The sequence below is a fragment of the Legionella sp. km535 genome (assembly GCF_003990085.1).
In the GTDB taxonomy this organism is placed as follows: Bacteria; Pseudomonadota; Gammaproteobacteria; order Legionellales; family Legionellaceae; genus Legionella; species Legionella moravica.
The window spans coordinates 39,550-60,251 of record NZ_RZGU01000003.1 but is presented as its reverse complement, the minus strand read 5'-3'; the positions used below and the strand labels follow the sequence as shown (position 1 = coordinate 60,251).

Below are 20,702 nucleotides of genomic sequence, written 5' to 3'. Positions count from 1 at the left end.
GATTAAATCTCATGTTCGCCATTGGCAAGATGTAGCAACGCTTTGCGCAAGGGTTGATAAGAGCACTGTTCACTTTCACGAATAATTGACGCTTTGGCTTTGTCTGTTAATTGATGAGAAGAATGCGGTTGTTTGGTGCTTTGTACGATCGGCTCAACCAGCTGGATTTTTATCGATGTGAGTTGGTACATGCCCGCTTCTTTTCTTAATTTGTCGCGTAGTTCGGGTATGGCATAGCGTAATTGTGATGCCCATGCTGCATTGGAAGTGGTGAGCGTCAGGCAACCTTTTGAAAAGCTACCCACGTGACATGCAGAGGCCAAATTTTCAGGAAGGATTTGGGATACCTTTTTGGAGAGTTCTTCCAGTTGCATGGAGCGCTGGCATATGTCCAGAAGTTGTTTATTCAGGCATCTACTGATAATACGCATATTTTATTCTCAAAATGATCGTGAACACAACTGTATTCCTATTCGGATTGATAGTAACATAAAGAATAGAACTATCGCTAAATTTACTGTTTTATGTTTAGAATACAACAGCAATATCAATAACGGCGTTTCTTTTCAGAGCATACATCAAGGTGGAAAATGGCTGAGACAAATACAGACAGTAACGTGATTTACTTTACCCGATTGCATTGGATTATATTTTTCGGTCCCATCCTCGGTTTGGTATTAGCAAGTGCACTTTATGTGTACATTGTTCAATTGCGGCAAGTTAGCCTCCTCTTGATTGTATTCGCCTTGCTTTGGATTTTGATGACCTGGGTTACCTATTATTTTTCCTCTATAACCATTAAAAGAAAACAGGTTATTTTACGCACCGGAATTATAGTCAGGCAGACTGTTGATATCCCTTTAAGTAAAATTGAAACCATTGATATTCGTCAATCCATTTTGGGAAGTATATTGCGCTACGGTGCATTGGTTATCACCGGAACTGGTGGAACACGCCATTTAATCAATTTTTTGCACCACCCGTTAACATGCAGACGGTACATTGAGCAGTTGATGAATGAACCTCAATAAAAGAATTTAAATGAATATTGGGAATGCGGATCACTCTGGTTGGTGGTGAACTGTATTTCTCTCTATAAGCTCTGTTAATCACTCGTTTGATCTGGGAAGTCTCCTAATGCTCCCTTATAAAAATCACTATTGGTTACATTAATTTCCCCTGAAAATGGGTAGTCAAAATTAAGCGCAAGAGCTAAATTGAAGCCCAATAACCCTGAAAAAAGCAGTACTGGCGTCAGGTTAATGAGGTTGTCTCTTCCTCGGATCAAGCCCACTATAATGGCCAGGAATATCGAATAGACAAAAACGGTATCGATTAAGGTTTTAGGAATAATGCTTTCAACTTTACTCAGCCTGTCTCTTCGGGATTGTAGAATGTAATTGACATTTGAGGTAAGAAGGGTGTGATAGAGTTTATCTTGATAAGTGATTGCTGGTAAATTTTGAATTTGAGAGTACAGCTTTTCCAGGCTATCCCATGCCGCAGGACTATCAAGCCCTTTACGCATGGCTTTCCATTCATCAACACGGACGTGGACTGTATAATTGGCGATGTTTTGTTTTAATTTATTTTGTTGCTCAGCTGGAAATGCGGCAATATTTCGAAGCATAACTGCCAGATAATAAGCCTCTTTAGAGGCGGCATTGCGAGCATCTTGCTGATAATTCCACGTATTGATAATAATAAACGCGAGCAAAACAAAAAAGCCACTGGCTAATATACCCATAAGGGTATTAGTTAGTTTGACATGCTCTTCACCAGCAGAAATATGAAACCAGGTATTTGAGATACGAGAAAACAGATAAGTAATCAGCATAAACACCAACATCAATAAAATGATTAACAAGTTAAACGGTATGATGTTGATGAGTTCTCTAAACATTGATTTCCTCCCTGTATTCTATTTTATCCCTGAGTTTCTATTCTTCCTTATGAGAATATCCACAGCCTTCACGCGGGCATAAAATTTGACGGCCAAATTTTTTACTTTCTTTTACAGTAAGTATAGGCCATGCACACTGAGGACAGGGTTTATCAATGGGTTCATTCCATAAAGCATAGTCACATTTGGGGTAGTCGCCACAAGAGTAGAAAATTTTACCTTTTCTGGATTTTCGCTGTAGAATTTTCGCTTGATTGCATTTGGGGCAGACAACTCCGGTATCAGCCGGTTTTTCCAGCGGTTCCATATGTTTGCACTGAGGGTAATTGCTGCATCCTATAAATCGACCGTAACGTCCTGTTTTAATATGCAACGCACCGGAGCAAAGAGGGCAACTTCTACCTTCTACAACTTCCGGTTCAGTTTTTTCATTGTCCTGACCACCCATATCCTGGGTGTAATCACATTCTGGATATCCTGTGCAACCAATAAACCGACCACGTTTACCAAGTCTTATGGAGAGTGGTTTTTGGCATTTGGGGCATTGTTCTTCCAGGACTTCAGTCGTGACGTCCTTGCGTTGAACCTGTTCATCCGTATCCTGTATTTGTTGTACGAAAGGTTGCCAGAATTCTTCCAATACCGGGATCCACTCCTTTTCACCTCGAGCTACTGCGTCAAGTGTATCTTCAAGTCCCGCTGTAAATTTATAATCAACGTATCGGGTAAAATAACTGGTCAGAAAACGATTCACTATGCGGCCTACATCAGTGGGCAAAAATCGTTTTTTATCTACCACTACGTATTCACGTTGCTGTAAAGTATGAATAATGGCTGCATAGGTGGAGGGACGACCTATATCGTATTCTTCCAATGCTTTTACAAGAGTTGCTTCGGAATAACGTGGAGGCGGTTCTGTGAAATGTTGATTGGCTTCAATATCCGCTACTTTTACTTTTTCACCGACGGTAAATGGAGGCAATAGGCTGCCTTCATTATCATCATCTTTGGAATCATCTTTCCCTTCCTCGTATACAGTAAGAAAACCTGGGAATGTAACAGTCGAACCATTAGCGCGAAACAGAGTGCCTTCACCGCAACTAAAATCAACGGCAACAGTATCCATAACCGCATCTTCCATCTGGCAGGCGATGGTTCTCTTCCATATAAGGCTGTATAGTTTGAATTGATCAGTGGTCAATGCATCTTGAACCATTTCAGGGGAGCGTTTCACCGATGTGGGTCTAATTGCCTCATGAGCCTCCTGGGCGTTTTTAGATTTAGTCTTGTACACACGAGGTGCTTGGGGGCAATTATCTGCGCCATAGCGTTGAGTAATGTATTCTCGAATCTCATCTACCGCTTCAGTTGCCAGATTAACCGAGTCTGTACGCATGTAGGTTATAAGACCTACTGTACCCGTTCCAATATCGATACCTTCATACAGCTGCTGAGCCACCATCATTGATTTGCGCGCTGTGAATCCCAGTTTTCTCGCTGCTTCCTGTTGTAGTGTTGAGGTTATAAAAGGGGGCGAGGGTTTTCGTTTCCTTTGTTTCTTTTCGATCTGAGTAACTGATAAATAACCTTGAGCTTGTTTGATCAGCTCCTCTTTTATCTGATGTGCCTGATCTTGATTGGTGACGGTAAATTGTTGTATTTTTTCGTTTTTATATTGAGTTAATCTGGCTTCGAACCCTGTATTTGCATGATGACATTGAGCCAGAATTTTCCAATATTCTTGGGCTACAAACCGTTCAATTTCTTCTTCTCGCTCAACGATTAATCGAAGAGCCGGGCTCTGTACTCGTCCTGCGGAGAGTCCTCGGCGGATTTTTTTCCAAAGCAGGGGGGATAAATTAAAACCTACCAGATAATCCAGCGCACGCCGTGCCTGTTGCGCATTGACTAAATCCATGGAGATGGTGCGTGGGTTATTGATGGCATCCTGAATGGCCGATTTGGTGATTTCATTGAAGAAAATCCGATGCACTGGTTTTTCTTTAATCAGGTTACGCTCTTTCATTAATTCAAATATATGCCAGGATATGGCTTCGCCTTCTCTATCAGGGTCAGTCGCCAGCAGTAATGAATCTGATTTTTTTAGTGCTTTGGCTATGGTTTCAATATGTCGTGCATTCTTTTCTATGGGTGCATAAGTCATATTGAAGTGATTATCCGGATTCACTGAGCCTTTACGAGGAGGCAAATCACGCACGTGGCCATACGATGCCAGGACGTCATAATCGGTACCCAGATACTTTTGAATTGTTTTGGCTTTAGCAGGTGATTCTACGATCACCAAGTGTTTACTCATATGAAATAAACCTTTCCTTAAAATTGGTAGTATGCTCACCAAATGTTGACATGATAAATATTGGTGACTTGTTCTTTAAGATAATTAATTTAATGTTAGTTCATCTTCTTTTTGGTATAGCACAAGATCAAGAAAAGCCAACTGTTCTTCATCCATGTGGTTTTCCAGAACGTTTCTAATCGTCCATTTTGTTTCTTGTAATGTTACTATGCGCGAATCAGAGCCGTGTAATTGGTTGATTATTGTTTCAAACAGGTTTGTATCAATTATACCCCATAATTTCATTCGCATTAGAAATTGATAACTGGCTTTTGTCAATTTCATTTGTTCTTCATACGTGAAAATTCGTATTGATTGTTCCTGGGCTGTTTTGATAAATAAAGCCTGGTCTTCTGCATGCAGTATCTCATCATCTTCTGTGAGTTCCGGTATGCCTTGCTCATCGGACTTATGGCTTTTTTGGAGTTGAGTCAGGCTTGTTTCAAATAAATTCAATAACATTTCAAATAAGTTATCTTTCATATTAACACCTTATATAGCCACCAGGTACGGCCTTCACGGCACCTTTTAATTCTAAATCTGCAAGTTCACCAGTAACTTGTTCGAGAGTATATCCACTACGTACAATGATTTGATCGATGCTTGTCATTTCAAAACCAATGAACTTTACTAGGTTTTCATTCCCGCTGGCAAGGGAAAAAAATGATTTATCATCAGTTAGTTGATGGGGTTCAATTCTCAATTCCTCTAATACATCAGATACTGAGGTCACCAGCTTGGCACCCTGTTGTAGTAAATAATGACAGCCTCGCGCTAACGGATTATGGATGGATCCTGGAATAGCCAATACATCTCTATTCTGCTCCAAAGCCATTTTTGCTGTGATTAAGGAACCACTTCTAATTGCTGCCTCAATAACCAATGTGCATAATGATAAACCGCTTATTATACGATTTCTGCGTGGAAAATGTCCAGCGATTGGTGGACTATTTAATGGGAACTCGCTGAGTAACAAACCATTTTGAGTAATTTGTTCTGCCAATTTGATATGCCGTCGAGGATAGATACAGTTTATTCCAGTACCTAGGACTGCTATAGTTTGTCCATGCGCTTCGAGACATCCGGTATGCGCCTGACCATCGATTCCCAGAGCCAATCCGCTGACTATGGTAATTCCATGGGAAGCAAGTGATTTAGCAAAACTTCTGGCATTTTCACTTCCGGTGATGGAGGGATTGCGACTGCCAACTACGGCTAATTGGGGATGATTGAATGAAGATAACTGGCCTTTTGCATACAAAATTACCGGAGGATCGCTGATTTCTTTTAATAGCTCCGGGTATTTCGGGGAATTCCAGGTTAATAAATGATGATCGGGTGCGGCATTTTGCCAGGCTAAATCTTCTTGAATCTGATCCAGATTAAATTCTGTTATGGTTTGAGCCAATACGGAGGGTAAGCCAGCTTCCTCCAGAGCAGATTTTGAGAGATTAAAGAGTTCTTTTAAATCTGGCCACCTTCTAAGCAGTTTCCTGACAGTGCGGGGACCCACTTTGTTCATTCGGTTTAATGCGAGTAAAAAGGGTAAATTGTTCATGGGTTGGTAACTCTATCCATTAAGTATATGGCTCGGGTAGAGCGAACGACTAAAGCAAAACTGGTTTTGGTGAACGGACGAAATACCAAGGCCTCACCGATGCGTTCGGGAGGCAGATTAATCGGGATTAGTGGATTTTTGGGATCACGAATGATTCGTTTTTTACCATAAATACCAAGAACATCGCCCGCTTCTATTCCGGAAGTTACGCCCAGATTAATGACGATTACACCTCCCACTGCAACCTGACTGTTACCAGAAGGCATGCCACCAGGCATTTCAATAATATAGCCTGAAACGGATCGGGCGGGTGATTTAGGCTCGAAGTAAAAATCAAATTCGGGACTGTTATTAATCAGTACCTTATCCATTTTTTTTATACCAACTCTAATGCTGGTGAGCAATAATGTTGCTGGATCACCGCCGGCCACCAATTCACCGTACCCAACCAGATTTGCGTTAAAACCTAACAGCTCATTAGTGATTGGATCGATGTAGTTTTTTCCGCCTCTGAATATCGAGTACGCTATACTACCCCCGGGTGGCATTTCTGTAGAAGGGTGTAATCCTTTGACATAGACTTGAGCGCCTTGCCCTCCTAACATATGCTCTCCCATGAACGCAACCACATAAGGCGCTCGGGTCAGCACGTCTTCATCAAGTACTAAGGATTCATCTAAAAACGGTCTTATATCCACTAAGGGTATTGTTGGAATCGCTTCGTCAGCCTGACGAGGCCGAACTCTGGGAGATAGCTTGATTGTCCCATTAGACAGTACTCTGATGTACGGCTGATTTTGGAAATAATCCAGAATTAAAACGGCCCCAGGGTATAAACGATTAGGATTCTGGATATTGGGGTTGGCTCTCCATAACGATTTCCATTCCCATGGATTTTTAAGGTATTTGTTGGCAATACTCCATAAACTATCCCCATGTTGAACAACATACTGTTGGGGAGAGTCTTCTCGCAGGCTTAATGCATGGTTTAAAGGGGATAATAAAAAACATAATAAAATGAGCAAATATCTCATGTATCAATCCTTTGTCTGGCCTTTGCGTCTTCTGAAACGTTTACCTATCTCTAAATTCAGGTCCAGCTCTGCACTCCATCGTTTCGTGGTTAGACCGTCTAATCCAGAATAAAAGCTCTAAAACACTGGATACCAAGATCAAGCCAGGGGACGTTGACAGCGATGTAATTAAGAGACAGGGCATCTTGCAGCATTACTGTATATGGAGGATAATATCATGACTTTGATGTGGAGAACCAGATTACCAATGGCTATTAGAAAGATTCTTTATTTACCCGATGAACGTTTAAGAAAGATTGCACAGCCTGTTGTAAATTTTGATGACAGTTTGCAAACTTTGATTGACGATATGTTTGATACCATGTATCACGCACGGGGGGTAGGTCTTGCTGCTCCACAAATTGGAGTGAGTTTGCGTTTATCGGTAATTGACATTATCGGAGATAAAACGCAACAGATGGTTATTATTAACCCGGAAATAGTATCCGCTCAGGGTGAAAAAGAATTTGAAGAAGGTTGTTTGTCCGTCCCCGGTGCTTATGACACCGTAATCAGGGCAGAAAAAGTTACAGTCAACGCACTGGACAGATTCGGTAATCCTATTGAAATATCCGGCGAAGGGTTACTTGCTGAATGTTTACAGCATGAAATTGATCATCTAAACGGTAAATTGTTTGTCGATCTGTTGTCTCCTTTAAAAAGAATGATGGCTCGTAGAAAACTGGATAAATTCAAGCGTCAACAAGCTCGCAAATCATGAGTGGATTAAATATAGTTTTTGCAGGTACTCCTGAATTTGGACTCCCATGCCTGGATGCTTTAAGCCAGTCATCACATTCTGTGACAGCGGTATACACACAACCGGACAGGCCGGCGGGTCGTGGCCGAAAAATGCAGGCTTCTGCGGTAAAAGAATGGGCTATAGCGCATCAGATTCCAGTTTATCAACCACTTAATTTTAAAAATCCCGAAACCATTGCAGAATTGGCCGCATTAAAACCGGATGTGATGATCGTCATTGCTTATGGGCTCATATTGCCAAAAGCCGTATTGGACATTCCTCGACTGGGATGTATCAATGTCCATGCGTCCTTGCTGCCGCGATGGAGGGGGGCTTCTCCAATTCAACACGCTATTTTACATGGTGATGAGCGATCTGGAGTAACCATTATGCAGATGGATGTCGGTATGGACACAGGCGATATGTTAGCTGCAGTCGATTGTCCTATTACCTCGACCGATACTGCAGGCAGTCTGCACGATAAGCTCGCTCAGTTGTCTGCCCAGCCTTTATTATCGACTTTGGCCGTATTAGCCGCTCACAAGGCGCATCCTGAAGCTCAAAATAATGAGTTAGTCACCTATGCTGGTAAAATCAATAAAGAAGATGCGAGAATCAATTGGCATGATTCCGCAAAACACATTGATTGTACCATTCGAGCGTTCAATCCATGGCCAATTGCTTACACTCATGTTGGGGATGAAATACTCCGTCTTCACAAGGCGCAGCCATCCGACACCATCAGTTCAGAAGCGCCAGGCACCATTCTTCATTTGGATAAAAAAGGAATGCTGGTTGCTACAGGAAATAAATCCATCCTGATTGAAGTTATTCAATTTCCTGGAGGAAAAGCGATTTCAATTGCTGACTGGCTGAATTCAGGGAAAACCCAATTGCATGCAGGTTTAGTGTTGTAATGAAAAATAATGAACGGTTACATGCGTTAAAGATTTTAACCGCATTGATGGAAGAAAAATCCTCCTTATCCCAATTGATGCCTGCTTCAGCAGATCTATCGCCTATGACCAAAGAACTGTGTTTTGGATTTTGCCGTCATTATTTTCGCTTGGAAGCAATCGCTGATTTTCTGGTAGATAAAAGGCCAAAATCAAAAGAGGTCTGGATTGCATTATTGATGGGGCTTTATCAACTGCACTATATGAATAAGCCTGATTATGCTGTAGTCAAGGAAACCGTTGCGCTGCTTGAAAAAATAAAAAAAGTATGGGCAAAGGGCTTGCTCAATGCCGTTCTGAGAAATTTTTGCCGCCAACACCAGGAAATTATAGCCAAGCTGGGATCTCATCCCGGTTTTGTTTATGGACAGCCTCAATGGTTATTACAACGCTTAAAGGCCGATTGGCCAAATGAATGGCAAGCTATCGCTCAAGCTAATGATGAGCATCCTCCAATGACTCTCAGAGTCAATACCTCAAAAATATCAGTTGAAGAGTATTTAAACGAATGTGCCAAGATTGGAATTGAAGCCTATGCTCATCCAGTTGCTGCTCAGGGAATTGCATTGATTGCTCCATGTGACGTACATCAATTACCCGGTTTTGCGGATGGATTAGTATCCGTTCAGGATGCGGCTGCACAACTGGCGGTATCCTTGCTGTCACTAAAACCTGATCTGCGGGTACTGGATGCTTGCTGTGCTCCGGGGGGTAAAACCTGCCACATTTTAGAATCAGAGCCTGAACTGGCTCAATGCGTTGCCCTGGATGTGGATGTAAAACGTCTTAAGAGAGTTCAGGAAAACCTGGATAGATTAAAACTTAAAGCCACTTTAGTGCAAGGTGATGCTTCAATGCCGCAGACCTGGTGGGATGGAACGCTCTTTGATCGCATCCTTCTGGATGCCCCTTGTTCAGCAACAGGTGTCATACGCCGGCATTCGGATATTAAATTACTGCGAACCAATGAAGAAGTGCGTGCTGTATCCCAAACGCAACATGCTTTATTGCATGCTTTATGGCCATTACTCGCTCCGGGCGGTATTATGGTTTATGCCACCTGTTCGGTTATTGCTGCTGAAAACGAACTCAACGTTGCCGAATTTGTGGCTGCACACCCTGATTGCCAGGTTGCACTGGGTAACTGGTCTTGGGGTCGAAAAACTGGCCATGGTCAGCAGATTTTGCCGGGAGAGCAGGGTATGGATGGTTTTTTTTACAGTGTACTCGTTAAATCGGACTTGGGCCGCTGACTCTGATTCATCGCCACGATTCAACGATCCAATTAAAATAAAGGATGATCCATGATAATCAATTGGCCACTTATTATTGTTTTGTTTTGCTTGTGTATTCCGGGTGTCTGCATTGCAATGTCCCGGCTAGTTTATTTTCTATTGCCGCATAATAGTGATGCTTTAAAAAAACGATTGGGTCGATTCGCAGTGCTGCAAACCCTGTTTATGGTGGGTGTTATGGCCTTTGCGGGATCAGTATTGTCCGGACAAACCGGTTTGAACGCCCCTTTGCTGGAAGCCCTTTTAACAGGTAAAGCGGGACTGAATTCTTTTCAATCCATTGTACTGCCTACATTTCTATATACCCTGGTCGGCTCCGTTATTTTTTTTGTGTTTTATTATGGAATCGTCGCTTCCATCCTGGATGAACATAGTTTTCAAATTTTAGCAAAATTGCGAGCAGCTCTAGGCCTTGATGGCTGTGTTCTTTATGGTGGGGTGGTAGAGGAAGTCATCGTTCGATGGGGGTTAATGAATGTGGTGGCTTACTTTGGCCTGATGTTTGCCAAACAAAGAAGTAATACAGTAATCGTTACTTCAATTATACTTAGTGGTTTTCTTTTTGCTGTCGGACAAATTCCTGCTTATGTTGCCGCAGGATGTATTGCAAGCAGACGTTTTCTCTACTCCCTCGTATTGCTCAGTCTTTGGCAATCACTGCTTTTTGGTTTCTTATTCTGGCAATACGGGTTGATTTCTGCAATTCTGGGTCATATGCTATTTCATCTAGCCTGGGGCTTTTATGATAAGAATTAAGCAAGAATATTAGGGGGATCGCTATTTCACGTCTTTAATTTCCCTATTATGCACTGGTACTTCGGATTGGCAGGGTTTTTTAATCTCATCTTTGTCGAAATACTGAAATTTGTTGCTTTGTGAGGATGGCCAGGGTACTTATTAACTGCTTCTGGTTTTGGTTGTTTTATTTTAAAAGGACTTAAAGATGCGTTATGTTGTCAGAAAATTAGCACCATTGATTCCGATAATTTGGTCTACCTCCATGCATGCCGGCTTCTATATTAATCTGGGCGTTGGGGGTGTCTTCTCGGGTACAAAGACCAGTTTTACTGAAAACTCGACATCAGTTCTTTATTCTCCAACGGCTATTGGAACAAGCTTGTTTTCTCTGCCCAATGTCAATTGGAATAATCAGTTTAAAAATGGTTTTGATCTTAATGCTGCTGCAGGTTATCACTTAAATACTCATTGGCGCGCAGAAACTGAATTCCTTTATCAGAATATGAAACGTAACAGTTATGGTAGTTATGGTTGGATGGAGCAAAATAGCGTTACTGGTGCGGTGTACGCACAACAATTTTATAATCCTATCAGCACGACATCAACTAAAGCCCATTTATACTCTTTTCTTACCAATGCTTCTTACGATTTTAATAGTCTTGCGGACTGGACTCCGTTTATTGGCGGAGGAATTGGGGTTAGCTGGTTGAAATCAGGAAGAGTACAGACTAATAATTTACTTGCAGTGGATGATCCCAATACCCCTATATTTGAAATTGCTCCAGCAAGTCAGCTTAGTCCATCGTTATATGGCACCGCCTTTATCTGGCAACTTAAAACGGGAATTGCTCGTGCGATGAACGCATACAGTTCGTTGCTGATTCAATACAGACTCTTGGGTACTAGTGATTTTAAAGCAAGTAATAGCCTCATTAAATCCAATCCTGGTTTACCGGGAGAAAGTAATTTTTACATAGCTCAGCATGATATTAAAGGATTATTAACTCAGGCAGTTGAAATCAATTTTCGTTGGGATGTTTGAGTAGTGTATCGGTATCGCAATAGTTCAATTAAGGGTATCTGAGGATTTATTTTTTTCATTGAACACTCTTCATGATGGTTGTTGAAAATAAACAAGTGTAAAAAAACTGTAAAGTAATTCACTCTTAATGATGCCTTAATTTTGAGCATATATTCTGAGGCTAACTTTTAATATTAAAGGTTGAGAAATGGTTGCTTTAACAAACATCGGTAGTGATTTTTCACACTTAGTGAAAGAACTACATAAAAACCCTGATAATCCTGCATTACAGCAGGAGGTAGTCAGCCGAATGTCTGAAATGAAAGCTTTGGCGAAAAAAAATCCGTTGGATTTGTATCGTCTGGCCCAAGTGTACGCACCTACATCACCCCAATATAAAAATATGATGAGACAGTCTGCTGCTAGCGGGTGTACCAATGCCATGTTGTCGCTGACGGAATTATTATTGAAATCCGGCTCAAGCACCGATGTGAAAACAGCAGCACATTATATGAAAATGATAGAAGCTTCCAAGGATACTCATATCATCAAACAAAGCAGGGCATTAATCTCTGTATATCCGGATCTTGCTGACGAATTGAGAAGCACTGTCAAGACAGAACCTTATAACGCTAAAATCAGATTCTTTTCCAACCCAGTGGAACAAAAACCCGATCATCAAGTCGAATTACACAACGATCATGCAATTTAGTCCCCAGGTGTTGTGATCGAAGCACTCTTTTTAACTTAATGGCAATGTTTTTTAATATTGCTCATTAAGTGATCACAATACACCCTCGTCTTTTACACTTATGGATCAAGCCAGGTATTAATCCTGACTGGTTTATGAAACAATAATCATCACTCTCTTTTTGTTTTTCGCTAAGATGCATACTGAATTTATTTATATACCCATTGAACAATTGCATGCAGGTCAATATCAACCTCGTCAGGATTTTAATGTTGACGCGTTAAATGAATTAGCTCAATCCATCGCCTCGCAAGGCTTAATTGAACCCTTGGTTGTCCGGGCTATTGCCAGACAACGTTATGAGATAATTGCCGGTGAGAGGCGTTGGCGCGCTGCAAAAATAGCAGGATTACGGGAAGTGCCTTGTCTTTTGGGCGAGTACACAGATAAACAGGCTTGCGCGCTGACTCTTATCGAGAACATCCAACGTCAGGATCTGAATTTAATTGAGGAAGCTACAGGATATCGTCGATTAATGGATGAGTTTCATTATCATCAGGATGAGATAGCCTTATTGGTTGGCAAGTCTCGCAGTCATATAGCTAATATCATCCGTTTACTCTCTTTATCTGAGTTTGTTAAAAGCCTGATTCGTGATGCCAGGTTGTCTTTTGGGCATGCTCGGGTTCTTGTGGGATTAACGGCTGAACAGCAAGAACTGTTTGCCCAACAGGTGATCGAAGAACAATGGTCAGTCCGGCAGCTGGAGCAGGCTGTAAAAGATTATAAAACTCAGGATTTAGACAGCCCTAAGAACGCTAGAAAAGACAGGGATATTGAACGTTTGCAATCTATTTTATCCGAACAGGTCGGTGCTCCTGTGCAAATAGTAAACGATACTGCCGAGGGTGGTTGGTTAAAGGTTAAATTTTTTGATAATGATACCCTTGCAGGGCTTTTGGAGCGCCTGGGCTTGAGATATGATTAGTTAAATGTGCTAAATCGTTCACTCTTATTTATTAAGGAAACACAATTGATGAAAAGGACGTTAACTGGCGTTTGTTTGTGGGCCTTATGGTCTATATCTTCTGGTGCCAGTTTGCAAACAGGTGTAGACCAGTTAATAAACCGTTTGAATCCTAACGTCAATCTTGGAATTGTGGTTTTGGATTTAACTTCTGGAACCACGCTTTACAAACGTAATGCAGGGCGTTTATTTATTCCTGCCAGTAATATGAAACTGTTTTCGGAAGCGGCTACTTTGATAGCGCTGGGGCCGGATTATCGGTTTAAAAACCAACTGAGCACCAGTGCAGGACAAATAAACCAGGGGGTTCTTGATGGAACTCTTTATTTGCATCTGAGTGGTGATCCTTCTTTTACACGGGATGATTTAAATTCCCTTCTTTCCAAACTTAAGGAGTGGAATGTTCGTTCTATTCAGGGCAATGTCATTATTGACAGCAGCCTTGCTTCGGTTACCGCTTATCCACCGGGTTGGTTAAAATCGGACTTATCCTACAGTTATGGCGCGCCTATAGCTCCCTTGATGATTGATTCCAACCGACTGACTGTTACGGTAAATCCCGGGTCACAAGTTGGTGCTCCAGCGGTTATTGAAGTTGATGATGGTGGTGGCGCTGTAGTCCTGGATAATCAGGTCACAACCAAAGCCAATGAAAAGGGATGTGGAGTGGGGTTTACTCTGGATAAAGACAATCACCTGACTGTACGGGGGTGTGTAGGATTAGGTCAATGGGCTTTACAACAACGTCTGGCAATTATTAACCCATTAATGTATGCCCAGGGAATGATAAAAAGTGAATTGGCAAAAGCAGACATTCAATTAAACGGTCAGGTACAATTGGGTAAAGCCCCGGCGGGAACTCTTCTCATTGCTACTCAGTATTCAAAACCCATCAGGCAGTTGATGGCCGATACTTTAAAGCCATCAGATAATTTGTATGCGGATAGCCTGTATTTGCATACAGCCGCTAAAATTAACGGGGCACCACTTAACTGGAATGAGGCACAGCCTGTCATCAAGAATTTTTTGCAACAACAGACCGGTATCGATTTGACGAACGCCATTTTTACCGATGGCTCTGGATTATCGCGATACAATCTGGTTACCCCAGAACAAACAATTTCATTATTGAAGTTTTTATATCAACGTTTTCCGTTATCTTATGAATACATAGCGGCTTTACCCATTTCAGGCCGAGACGGTACTTTGCAAAAACGATTTAAGGAACCTGGACAGCAGGGTTTTGTTCGTGCCAAGACAGGTACCATGACCGGAATGAACAGCTTGTCTGGCTATTTATACACTGTCAATGGCCATACTTTGGCTTTTGCGATGTATATTAATCGATTGCCTGGGAAATCTTCAGGTCCCGGACGTCCATTACTGGATGCTCTGACCTCGTATTTTTTGAAACAAAGTCCGGAAAGCAGTAGATTAGCGAGAGTTTTTGCACCGCATAATCGGATTAACTTCCAGATGAACCCAACTCAGGTCTCTGTACAACGAAGCCATCAAGCCAAATGGAGACGTTTGGAATCGGCAGTACGATTAGCCCTAAAAGGCCAGGATGTAAATGTAGTCTACAGAGGCAATGAGCTTGTTGTAACTGATAATCAATCGGATGGAAACAAAGTGTGGGCTGCTCTACAACCTTTGGGAAAAAAATATTCATTTGCCGTTGCTGTATCATCTGACTCGTTAAATTTTGCTCCTAAAGGAAATCCCATGATGTTATGGATAAAAACACCTTCAAATGAAGATCAAAAAGGAAGAACCTGGATTATCCGCGAGGCTGTTTAATGTGTTTGATGACCCATGGTCAGTTAGGCCTGACTGTGGGTGCTAGCCACTTGTTTGAATGAATCGTTATTTGGCACGATAAAACAAACATCCATAAGCTGTAGTACACTTTATGAATGAATACTCATATAAAGTATGAATTATCCTATTGTTATTGGAGAGATTGAATTGCGTTTTTTGATTAAAGTATTTTTTTTGTTGGTTTGTATTACTCATTCTGTCATAGCCGCTCCTCGCTTTTTAACTGTTTCAGACATTCATTACGGAAGTGACAACAGCTCATTAGATGGTCAGGATACGGGTAAAGAATTTTTAGCGATTGCTTTGAACCGGATTAAAGAGCTGACTAATAATGTAGATTTTATTCTTTACCTGGGTGATCTCCCGACTCATTCAATTTTTGTTACGGCCAAAAAGGCAGCTTATGAAAAGACTTTATTTGCTGGACTATATAAAGCGGATCAGAATTTAAAACCCATGTTTTACATCACTGGGAATAATGATTCTTTAGGCGGAAATTATCAACCCTTTGCACAGGATGGGAAATCCCCTTTGGATTTAGCCTCGGATTGGACTGGAGCCTGCGCCCATTGTGAGGGATTAATCATTGAAGACAGCCATATGCGAAAAGATGGGTATTATTCCAGTTACGTCATCCCTGATAACAAGGAAATCATATTATTGGCTTTGAACACGGTTCAATTTACCAAAATTCCTTTTTATATGCCCCAATACCCTAATCAACAACAAGATGCTTACACACAGCTGTTTTGGCTAGAGCAACAATTGAAGACTCATCAAGCCAAACAATTATTAATCGCCATGCATGTGCCTCCTGGAACGGCTTATAATGGAGCCTTATTTTGGCATCCGGCTTATTTATCCCGCTTTATTCAGTTATTGGATAAGTATCATCATCGTTTCGGTCAGATAACCTTGCTTTCTTCCCATACTCATATGGATGAGTTCAGAAAAATTCAATTAAGTGATGGAACGAATATATATAATTACTCAACACCAAGTGTTAGCCGTGTTCATCATAATAACCCAGGACTAAAGGTATTCTCCCTGGATCACCAATTTAAGATAAACGATTTTATTACTTATTACACAACTGATTCAAATGATTGGGGCACAGATAACTATCATGCGATAGGAACTGCGGATGCTGTTTTCCCAAACTGCAAGAATACCAATCTGGCGCAATGTTTAAACTCTATGACTAAGGAACAAGTCTGCGACAGTATGGAATCCGGTTTGTTTTATGGGGTAAAAAGTCCTCGAATTAAAAATCAGGAATGCGTTAAAACGTATTTAGTGAATTAACGTTTAACTTTGGAAGTGAAAATAACTCAGGCTGTTATTCAACCTGAGTTATTTTATCGGGATATTAAGCTGTAGCGGTATCAGTGTTTTCAATTTCACTGGGAAGATTTCTAATGCGCTGTGCTTCAATTACCAATACTTTGAAGTAGTCATAGGACATATAGAAATTTCCTTTATCTCCATATTCATCACCCCAGGAGTTGCGAAGGGTAAATAATCCCCTGTGTTGACGGCCCTGATCGTCAATTGCAATGGCATTATCATCATATCCTGTAATGACCATCTCGTGCCCACCAAAAAAAGGATTCAAGTAAATATCTCGTGCTATCTCAGGTGTCAGAACCCAGGTATCAAATTGGGAATGATGCGAACCTATTGCACCCATGGTGCCCAGATCGAAATCCAGAAGAAGAACAGCAAAGGTTACTCGATCACCTTCGTTTAAAGCAGTTTTAACGTCATTGATTGTTTTGTTTGTATCAGTTCGCTCCATAATCGCTTGATAGATATCAAGAATTGGCGAAAAAATGATGGTTTTTTCATAGAGATCTTCACTGAGTTCACGGAACTTCTCTAATGGCATTGCAGTTTCCCAGGTCGGTTGTTCACTCTGTGGATACTCAGTCAAACCACCGCAACCCATTGTTTTTTGTTTTTCTTTGCTGACAATTCCAAACTGTTCCATTTGGCTTAGCACCAATCGTCCAATAGAGCCGTCCCAGCCACTAGGTGCATATCCATTTTTTTCGAGATATAGACCTAATTGCAATTGACATAATTGGCTGACGTAATCCCCTTTATTCAATGCAGCATCAACTGCTGCTGTGGTTGCAAACGTGACGCATGAGCCAAAACTTCCTTGGTTTAAAACAGGAACATCATTCATCCCTAATTCAATTTTTTGCGGTAAATGAGCAGGGGTTACCAGGGTATTGGCTTTATTAATTGTTGCTGTACTGCGCTTGTTCAGTGTCTGTATAGCATTGGGGGACAGTTGCATTTTAAGAAGTTTAATGTCTTGTTTTTTTGCTTTTGTATTGAGGGTTTTATTTTGAGGAGCTTTAAGAGTCTGGGTTATCGTTCCAACAACTTTAAGATCCTGGGCATAGATATTCGTACTAAGTGCCATGGCTAAAAAAAACAACTTAGATGTTCGCATTGATACATTCTCCAAAATAGTACATGCTTAAATAACGGAGAGCGATCATACTTGATGGGTTAAAAATAATCAACATAGCATTATTATGATCACCTGAGTGTTGAGCTGGAACGTTAAACTACATTCTGGGATGGGGGCATCTCTCAAAGTAAAACCCACAACGCATATTTGTTCATACTGAACTGATAGATGAAAATTCCTTGTCTATTATCGCCGAACTCACTGAATCGTCTGTTGATATTGCCAAAAGAAAGTCCTGCGGTTTTTCATCAAGAAAAGGTTTACTTAATATTTGTGGAGTATAGTTACTTTATATACCGTATTAATTGAATCAGTGAGATTAAAATTATGCCTCATTCACATTTGTATCGATCGATGGTGAAAGAAACCTCTTATCGTGATGAAAAAGAGAATAAGCAAGTCAAGGAACAACGCCTTGATAGTAGCCTTCTTGTTGATACAATCAACAGCACCCCTCATGCTGGCTTGCAGGATTTATACAGTGAGATGGGCGATTTGTTGCGCGAAACCAATGACGCGCAATTTGGTATCGTGTCTCAGCTTGTTCATGTTGATGGTGAAGTGCAATGGGTTAGGGATGCCACTCAATCAGTTCCTTTAGAAGATCGGATGCCTCATAATGCACCGGTTATTGAAGCAAATAATGCTTTGCTGCGCTGCCTTTCCCGTTTACGTCCCATTGATTTTGCCATTAACCAAAAATTGGGTGTTCAGGAACCTGGACCGGCATGCCGTGAGCGTTTGAAAGCTAATGTCCAAGAGTTAACCCGTGCTGTCCTGGAATCGGCTCAAAGTGATAAAAGTAACGCTGAAAAATTAAAAGAAATAACACGACTTGAAACAGATTTTAATACGGCATTAATTAAAGAGCTTCATGAAGCCAATTTAACTCAAGGATGTGACACTGCTGAGCAAGCGGAAAAGCTCTTGTTTCATTATCGTAATTTATCAAGTCTTCTTGAAAATCCTGCACGAACTATGGTTACTTTAACCTATGATAAATCCGCACAGGTTTTGCAGCGTGAAACGCAATATCCAGTCACCGAAAAAACACAAAAGCAACATGAAGCAATCCATGAATTAAAGAAGATTCAGCCTTACCCTTTTCGTGACGAAAAAAACGCACATAATTCAAAAAATACAGCCTTTCAGGAGGCAGATGCCTTGTTTGTTGATCTGATGGATAAGGATACAACAGCACTTTCTGCTCAGGCACGAAAAACTCATCCTGTTGGAGCCAAAAATGGGTTTATTGTCAAAAATGAACTGATTCCAATAACTGAGGAGGGTTTGCAGGAGGCCGATCTTCATACCATTCATGCGGCTCAGGAGAATACACTCTGGTTGGCACGAATGGGGGTGCCCGTATACGTGGGGTCTGGGGAATCCAGCAAGGCTATTGAAGGGCATACCATTGAGAATTTAGAACAAATGCGAATGGCTGCTGCACAACGAATGAATAGTGTGCCTCCAAAATTACATGTGACTTGCCTGAATACCTACAGTCCTCTGGAAAATCAGACGACGATGATTAATCATTTGTACCAGGCAACGCGTCAACAAGAGAATGGTGATGACATTACTTATGCGCCAACGAATCCTGATGGCACATTTCGAGTTCTTGATGTCGCGCCTAATTTACATTTTGCCGAAGGACAGGCGCCTGTTGGTACCCTGCCTTTGCAAAAAGCGGATCGACTGGATCAGGTAACTCAAGTTGTACTCACAGCGGCACAACACGATGATACGTTAAGTATTGTCCAATGCGCCAGTGGACAGGACAGAACTGGAACTGCTGTTGAAAAATCAACTCAGGTCTGGATGCAAAAACGCTATGAGCAGATGGGCAAAAACCCCGCCAATATTCAAACCATGCGTGCTGAGGGGGGTAATGCCGCTGAAATAACCACACATCATATTCATGGCTCTCCGGGGATGAAAACCGACTCCATGGCAAATAATTTTTTTGGAAGCGGTACGGCGTTTTCTTCGGCGGCATCAGAGCAATTTTATCGCTCCAGCGCAAAGACCAATAAGCAAAACAAGGTGGGCGCTGTTGATTTTCTTAAGATGCCTTCTCCGGAAGCCTGGAATCAATATCGGAGCACTGTGCAGGACTTTGAACAAAGTCTGGCTGATTTTTCCCAAACAATTCAAGGTGATCAAAAAAGGCAGCAGTTTTACGAAAGTGGTCTGGATGTATTAAAAAATATAAAAAAAATTGCAGCGGATCATCCTGATTCGCGAAGTTTGGCTGATCTTAATGCAACGCTCCCTCACTGTTCTCATCTTATCAAGCATCATGATCAATCCGACAATCCTGACTATCAGGAAAGTCTGAGGCGGTTGGCTGGTCTTTCACAGCATGCATCAGGATCCTCATCGCCAGGTTGGAAAGCTTTGGGGGTGGGGTTAATGACTTTTGCCTGTTTAGCACTGGTTGTAGCTGGTGTTTTAGCTGCAATTCCTACTGGAGGAGCCAGTCTTCTAATGACAGTCGCAGGAGCTGTGGGGCTGAGTGTTGGGGGAGCTGCAGCAATTGGGGCTGGTGTTGTTGCTGCAACGGGTGTAGCAGGAGTTGCTGCATATAAAGCCGGTTGCGAAAAGGGGCTGGCTCACTCTATTTCTGAATTCAAGACTGCACTGCATGAGATGAAACAGGATGAGAATGTGGACGATGAACCTTCTCCTCCCAGTGGACAATTCAGCGTCAAATAGATTGCATCAGGCAAGATCAATGGCTGACTTTCTCAATTCAAAGCGGTATAAATTATTAGGTTTATACCACTCCACATTCTTCGATTAATAAAAGTCAATAGTCGTTGTGGTCACATCCATGGGGCCTGGTTGATCGTAATCGAACATAACAGTTTCAACAACCGGCGCGACAGTGACCTGTCTGTATTCAACGACTTCCGTAGATGTATAAACACAACCGGTAGATAATAAGGCAACTCCTATTAACAATATCCATTTCATAGTGCAACCTCTTGTGGTTATTATGATCAAATTGTAGGTTATTTGGACTTTAAACGC

General features: G+C 41.6%; 19 protein-coding genes. 11 read left to right on the top strand and 8 right to left on the bottom strand.

Going from position 1 to position 20,702, the window contains the following annotated elements; genetic code table 11:
• Positions 1 to 2 precede the first annotated feature (2 nt).
• On the bottom strand, positions 3 to 431 hold the full coding sequence (locus ELY21_RS02515; protein ID WP_127106593.1) for a DUF721 domain-containing protein: 429 nt from the start codon (positions 429 to 431) through the stop codon (positions 3 to 5).
• A gap of 159 nt (positions 432 to 590) precedes the next feature.
• Between ELY21_RS02515 and ELY21_RS02510 the strand changes: the two genes are divergently transcribed.
• The gene (locus ELY21_RS02510; RefSeq protein ID WP_127106591.1) at positions 591 to 1,031 is read left to right on the top strand and encodes a PH domain-containing protein; all 441 of its coding nucleotides are present in this window, start codon (positions 591 to 593) and stop codon (positions 1,029 to 1,031) included.
• 74 nt (positions 1,032 to 1,105) lie between these two features.
• On the opposite strand, the gene ELY21_RS02505 is transcribed toward ELY21_RS02510, so the two are convergent.
• From ELY21_RS02505 to ELY21_RS02485, 5 genes are all read right to left on the bottom strand, one after another.
• Complete coding sequence (locus ELY21_RS02505) at positions 1,106 to 1,903, bottom strand: DUF4239 domain-containing protein (protein ID WP_127106589.1); 798 nt, start codon at positions 1,901 to 1,903, stop codon at positions 1,106 to 1,108.
• A 37-nt stretch (positions 1,904 to 1,940) separates the two neighbouring features.
• A complete protein-coding gene (topA, locus tag ELY21_RS02500) occupies positions 1,941 to 4,220 on the bottom strand; it encodes a type I DNA topoisomerase (protein WP_028383191.1) in 2,280 nt (759 codons plus the stop codon).
• Positions 4,221 to 4,304: 84 nt separating this feature from the next.
• Entirely contained in the window at positions 4,305 to 4,742 is a 438-nt protein-coding gene (locus tag ELY21_RS02495) for a DUF494 family protein (RefSeq protein WP_127106587.1), read from the bottom strand.
• 1 nt (position 4,743) lies between these two features.
• A complete protein-coding gene (gene dprA, locus ELY21_RS02490) occupies positions 4,744 to 5,817 on the bottom strand; it encodes a DNA-processing protein DprA (RefSeq protein WP_127106585.1) in 1,074 nt (357 codons plus the stop codon).
• The gene (locus ELY21_RS02485; RefSeq protein ID WP_127106583.1) at positions 5,814 to 6,851 is read right to left on the bottom strand and encodes a LysM peptidoglycan-binding domain-containing protein; all 1,038 of its coding nucleotides are present in this window, start codon (positions 6,849 to 6,851) and stop codon (positions 5,814 to 5,816) included. Before ELY21_RS02485 ends, dprA begins: the two co-directional genes overlap by 4 nt.
• Positions 6,852 to 7,098: 247 nt before the next feature.
• On the opposite strand from ELY21_RS02485, the gene def reads away from it, so the two are divergent.
• The 9 genes from def to ELY21_RS02440 all read left to right on the top strand — a co-directional run bounded on the left by def (position 7,099) and on the right by ELY21_RS02440 (position 16,486).
• The gene (gene def, locus ELY21_RS02480; RefSeq protein ID WP_028383195.1) at positions 7,099 to 7,611 is read left to right on the top strand and encodes a peptide deformylase; all 513 of its coding nucleotides are present in this window, start codon (positions 7,099 to 7,101) and stop codon (positions 7,609 to 7,611) included.
• On the top strand, positions 7,608 to 8,549 hold the full coding sequence (gene fmt, locus ELY21_RS02475; RefSeq protein WP_127106581.1) for a methionyl-tRNA formyltransferase: 942 nt from the start codon (positions 7,608 to 7,610) through the stop codon (positions 8,547 to 8,549). The genes def and fmt overlap by 4 nt, the downstream gene beginning before the upstream one ends.
• Positions 8,549 to 9,841 carry a 16S rRNA (cytosine(967)-C(5))-methyltransferase RsmB gene (rsmB, locus tag ELY21_RS02470; protein WP_127106579.1) on the top strand — a complete coding sequence of 431 codons (1,293 nt, stop codon included), beginning with the start codon at positions 8,549 to 8,551 and terminating at the stop codon, positions 9,839 to 9,841. Before fmt ends, rsmB begins: the two co-directional genes overlap by 1 nt.
• 51 nt (positions 9,842 to 9,892) lie before the next feature.
• The gene (locus ELY21_RS02465) at positions 9,893 to 10,639 is read left to right on the top strand and encodes a type II CAAX prenyl endopeptidase Rce1 family protein (protein WP_127106577.1); all 747 of its coding nucleotides are present in this window, start codon (positions 9,893 to 9,895) and stop codon (positions 10,637 to 10,639) included.
• Between the two features lie 187 nt (positions 10,640 to 10,826).
• The gene (locus ELY21_RS02460; protein ID WP_233588642.1) at positions 10,827 to 11,663 is read left to right on the top strand and encodes an outer membrane protein; all 837 of its coding nucleotides are present in this window, start codon (positions 10,827 to 10,829) and stop codon (positions 11,661 to 11,663) included.
• A gap of 187 nt (positions 11,664 to 11,850) precedes the next feature.
• Entirely contained in the window at positions 11,851 to 12,354 is a 504-nt protein-coding gene (locus ELY21_RS02455) for a type IV secretion protein Dot (protein WP_127106575.1), read from the top strand.
• Between the two features lie 175 nt (positions 12,355 to 12,529).
• Positions 12,530 to 13,321 carry a ParB/RepB/Spo0J family partition protein gene (locus ELY21_RS02450; protein ID WP_127106573.1) on the top strand — a complete coding sequence of 264 codons (792 nt, stop codon included), beginning with the start codon at positions 12,530 to 12,532 and terminating at the stop codon, positions 13,319 to 13,321.
• Positions 13,322 to 13,369: 48 nt separating this feature from the next.
• Positions 13,370 to 15,160 carry a D-alanyl-D-alanine carboxypeptidase/D-alanyl-D-alanine-endopeptidase gene (gene dacB, locus ELY21_RS02445; protein WP_127106571.1) on the top strand — a complete coding sequence of 597 codons (1,791 nt, stop codon included), beginning with the start codon at positions 13,370 to 13,372 and terminating at the stop codon, positions 15,158 to 15,160.
• 135 nt (positions 15,161 to 15,295) lie between these two features.
• Positions 15,296 to 16,486: a metallophosphoesterase gene (locus ELY21_RS02440; RefSeq protein ID WP_127106569.1), complete on the top strand. Its 1,191-nt coding sequence runs from the start codon at positions 15,296 to 15,298 to the stop codon at positions 16,484 to 16,486.
• A gap of 64 nt (positions 16,487 to 16,550) precedes the next feature.
• Here ELY21_RS02440 and ELY21_RS02435 read toward each other — a convergent pair whose 3' ends face one another.
• Positions 16,551 to 17,645 carry a C1 family peptidase gene (locus ELY21_RS02435; protein ID WP_127106567.1) on the bottom strand — a complete coding sequence of 365 codons (1,095 nt, stop codon included), beginning with the start codon at positions 17,643 to 17,645 and terminating at the stop codon, positions 16,551 to 16,553.
• Positions 17,646 to 17,993: 348 nt separating this feature from the next.
• On the opposite strand from ELY21_RS02435, the gene ELY21_RS15545 reads away from it, so the two are divergent.
• On the top strand, positions 17,994 to 20,384 hold the full coding sequence (locus ELY21_RS15545) for a hypothetical protein (RefSeq protein WP_158618501.1): 2,391 nt from the start codon (positions 17,994 to 17,996) through the stop codon (positions 20,382 to 20,384).
• Between the two features lie 84 nt (positions 20,385 to 20,468).
• Here ELY21_RS15545 and ELY21_RS15695 read toward each other — a convergent pair whose 3' ends face one another.
• The gene (locus ELY21_RS15695) at positions 20,469 to 20,645 is read right to left on the bottom strand and encodes a hypothetical protein (RefSeq protein ID WP_199741615.1); all 177 of its coding nucleotides are present in this window, start codon (positions 20,643 to 20,645) and stop codon (positions 20,469 to 20,471) included.
• Between the last annotated feature and the right edge of the window lie 57 nt (positions 20,646 to 20,702).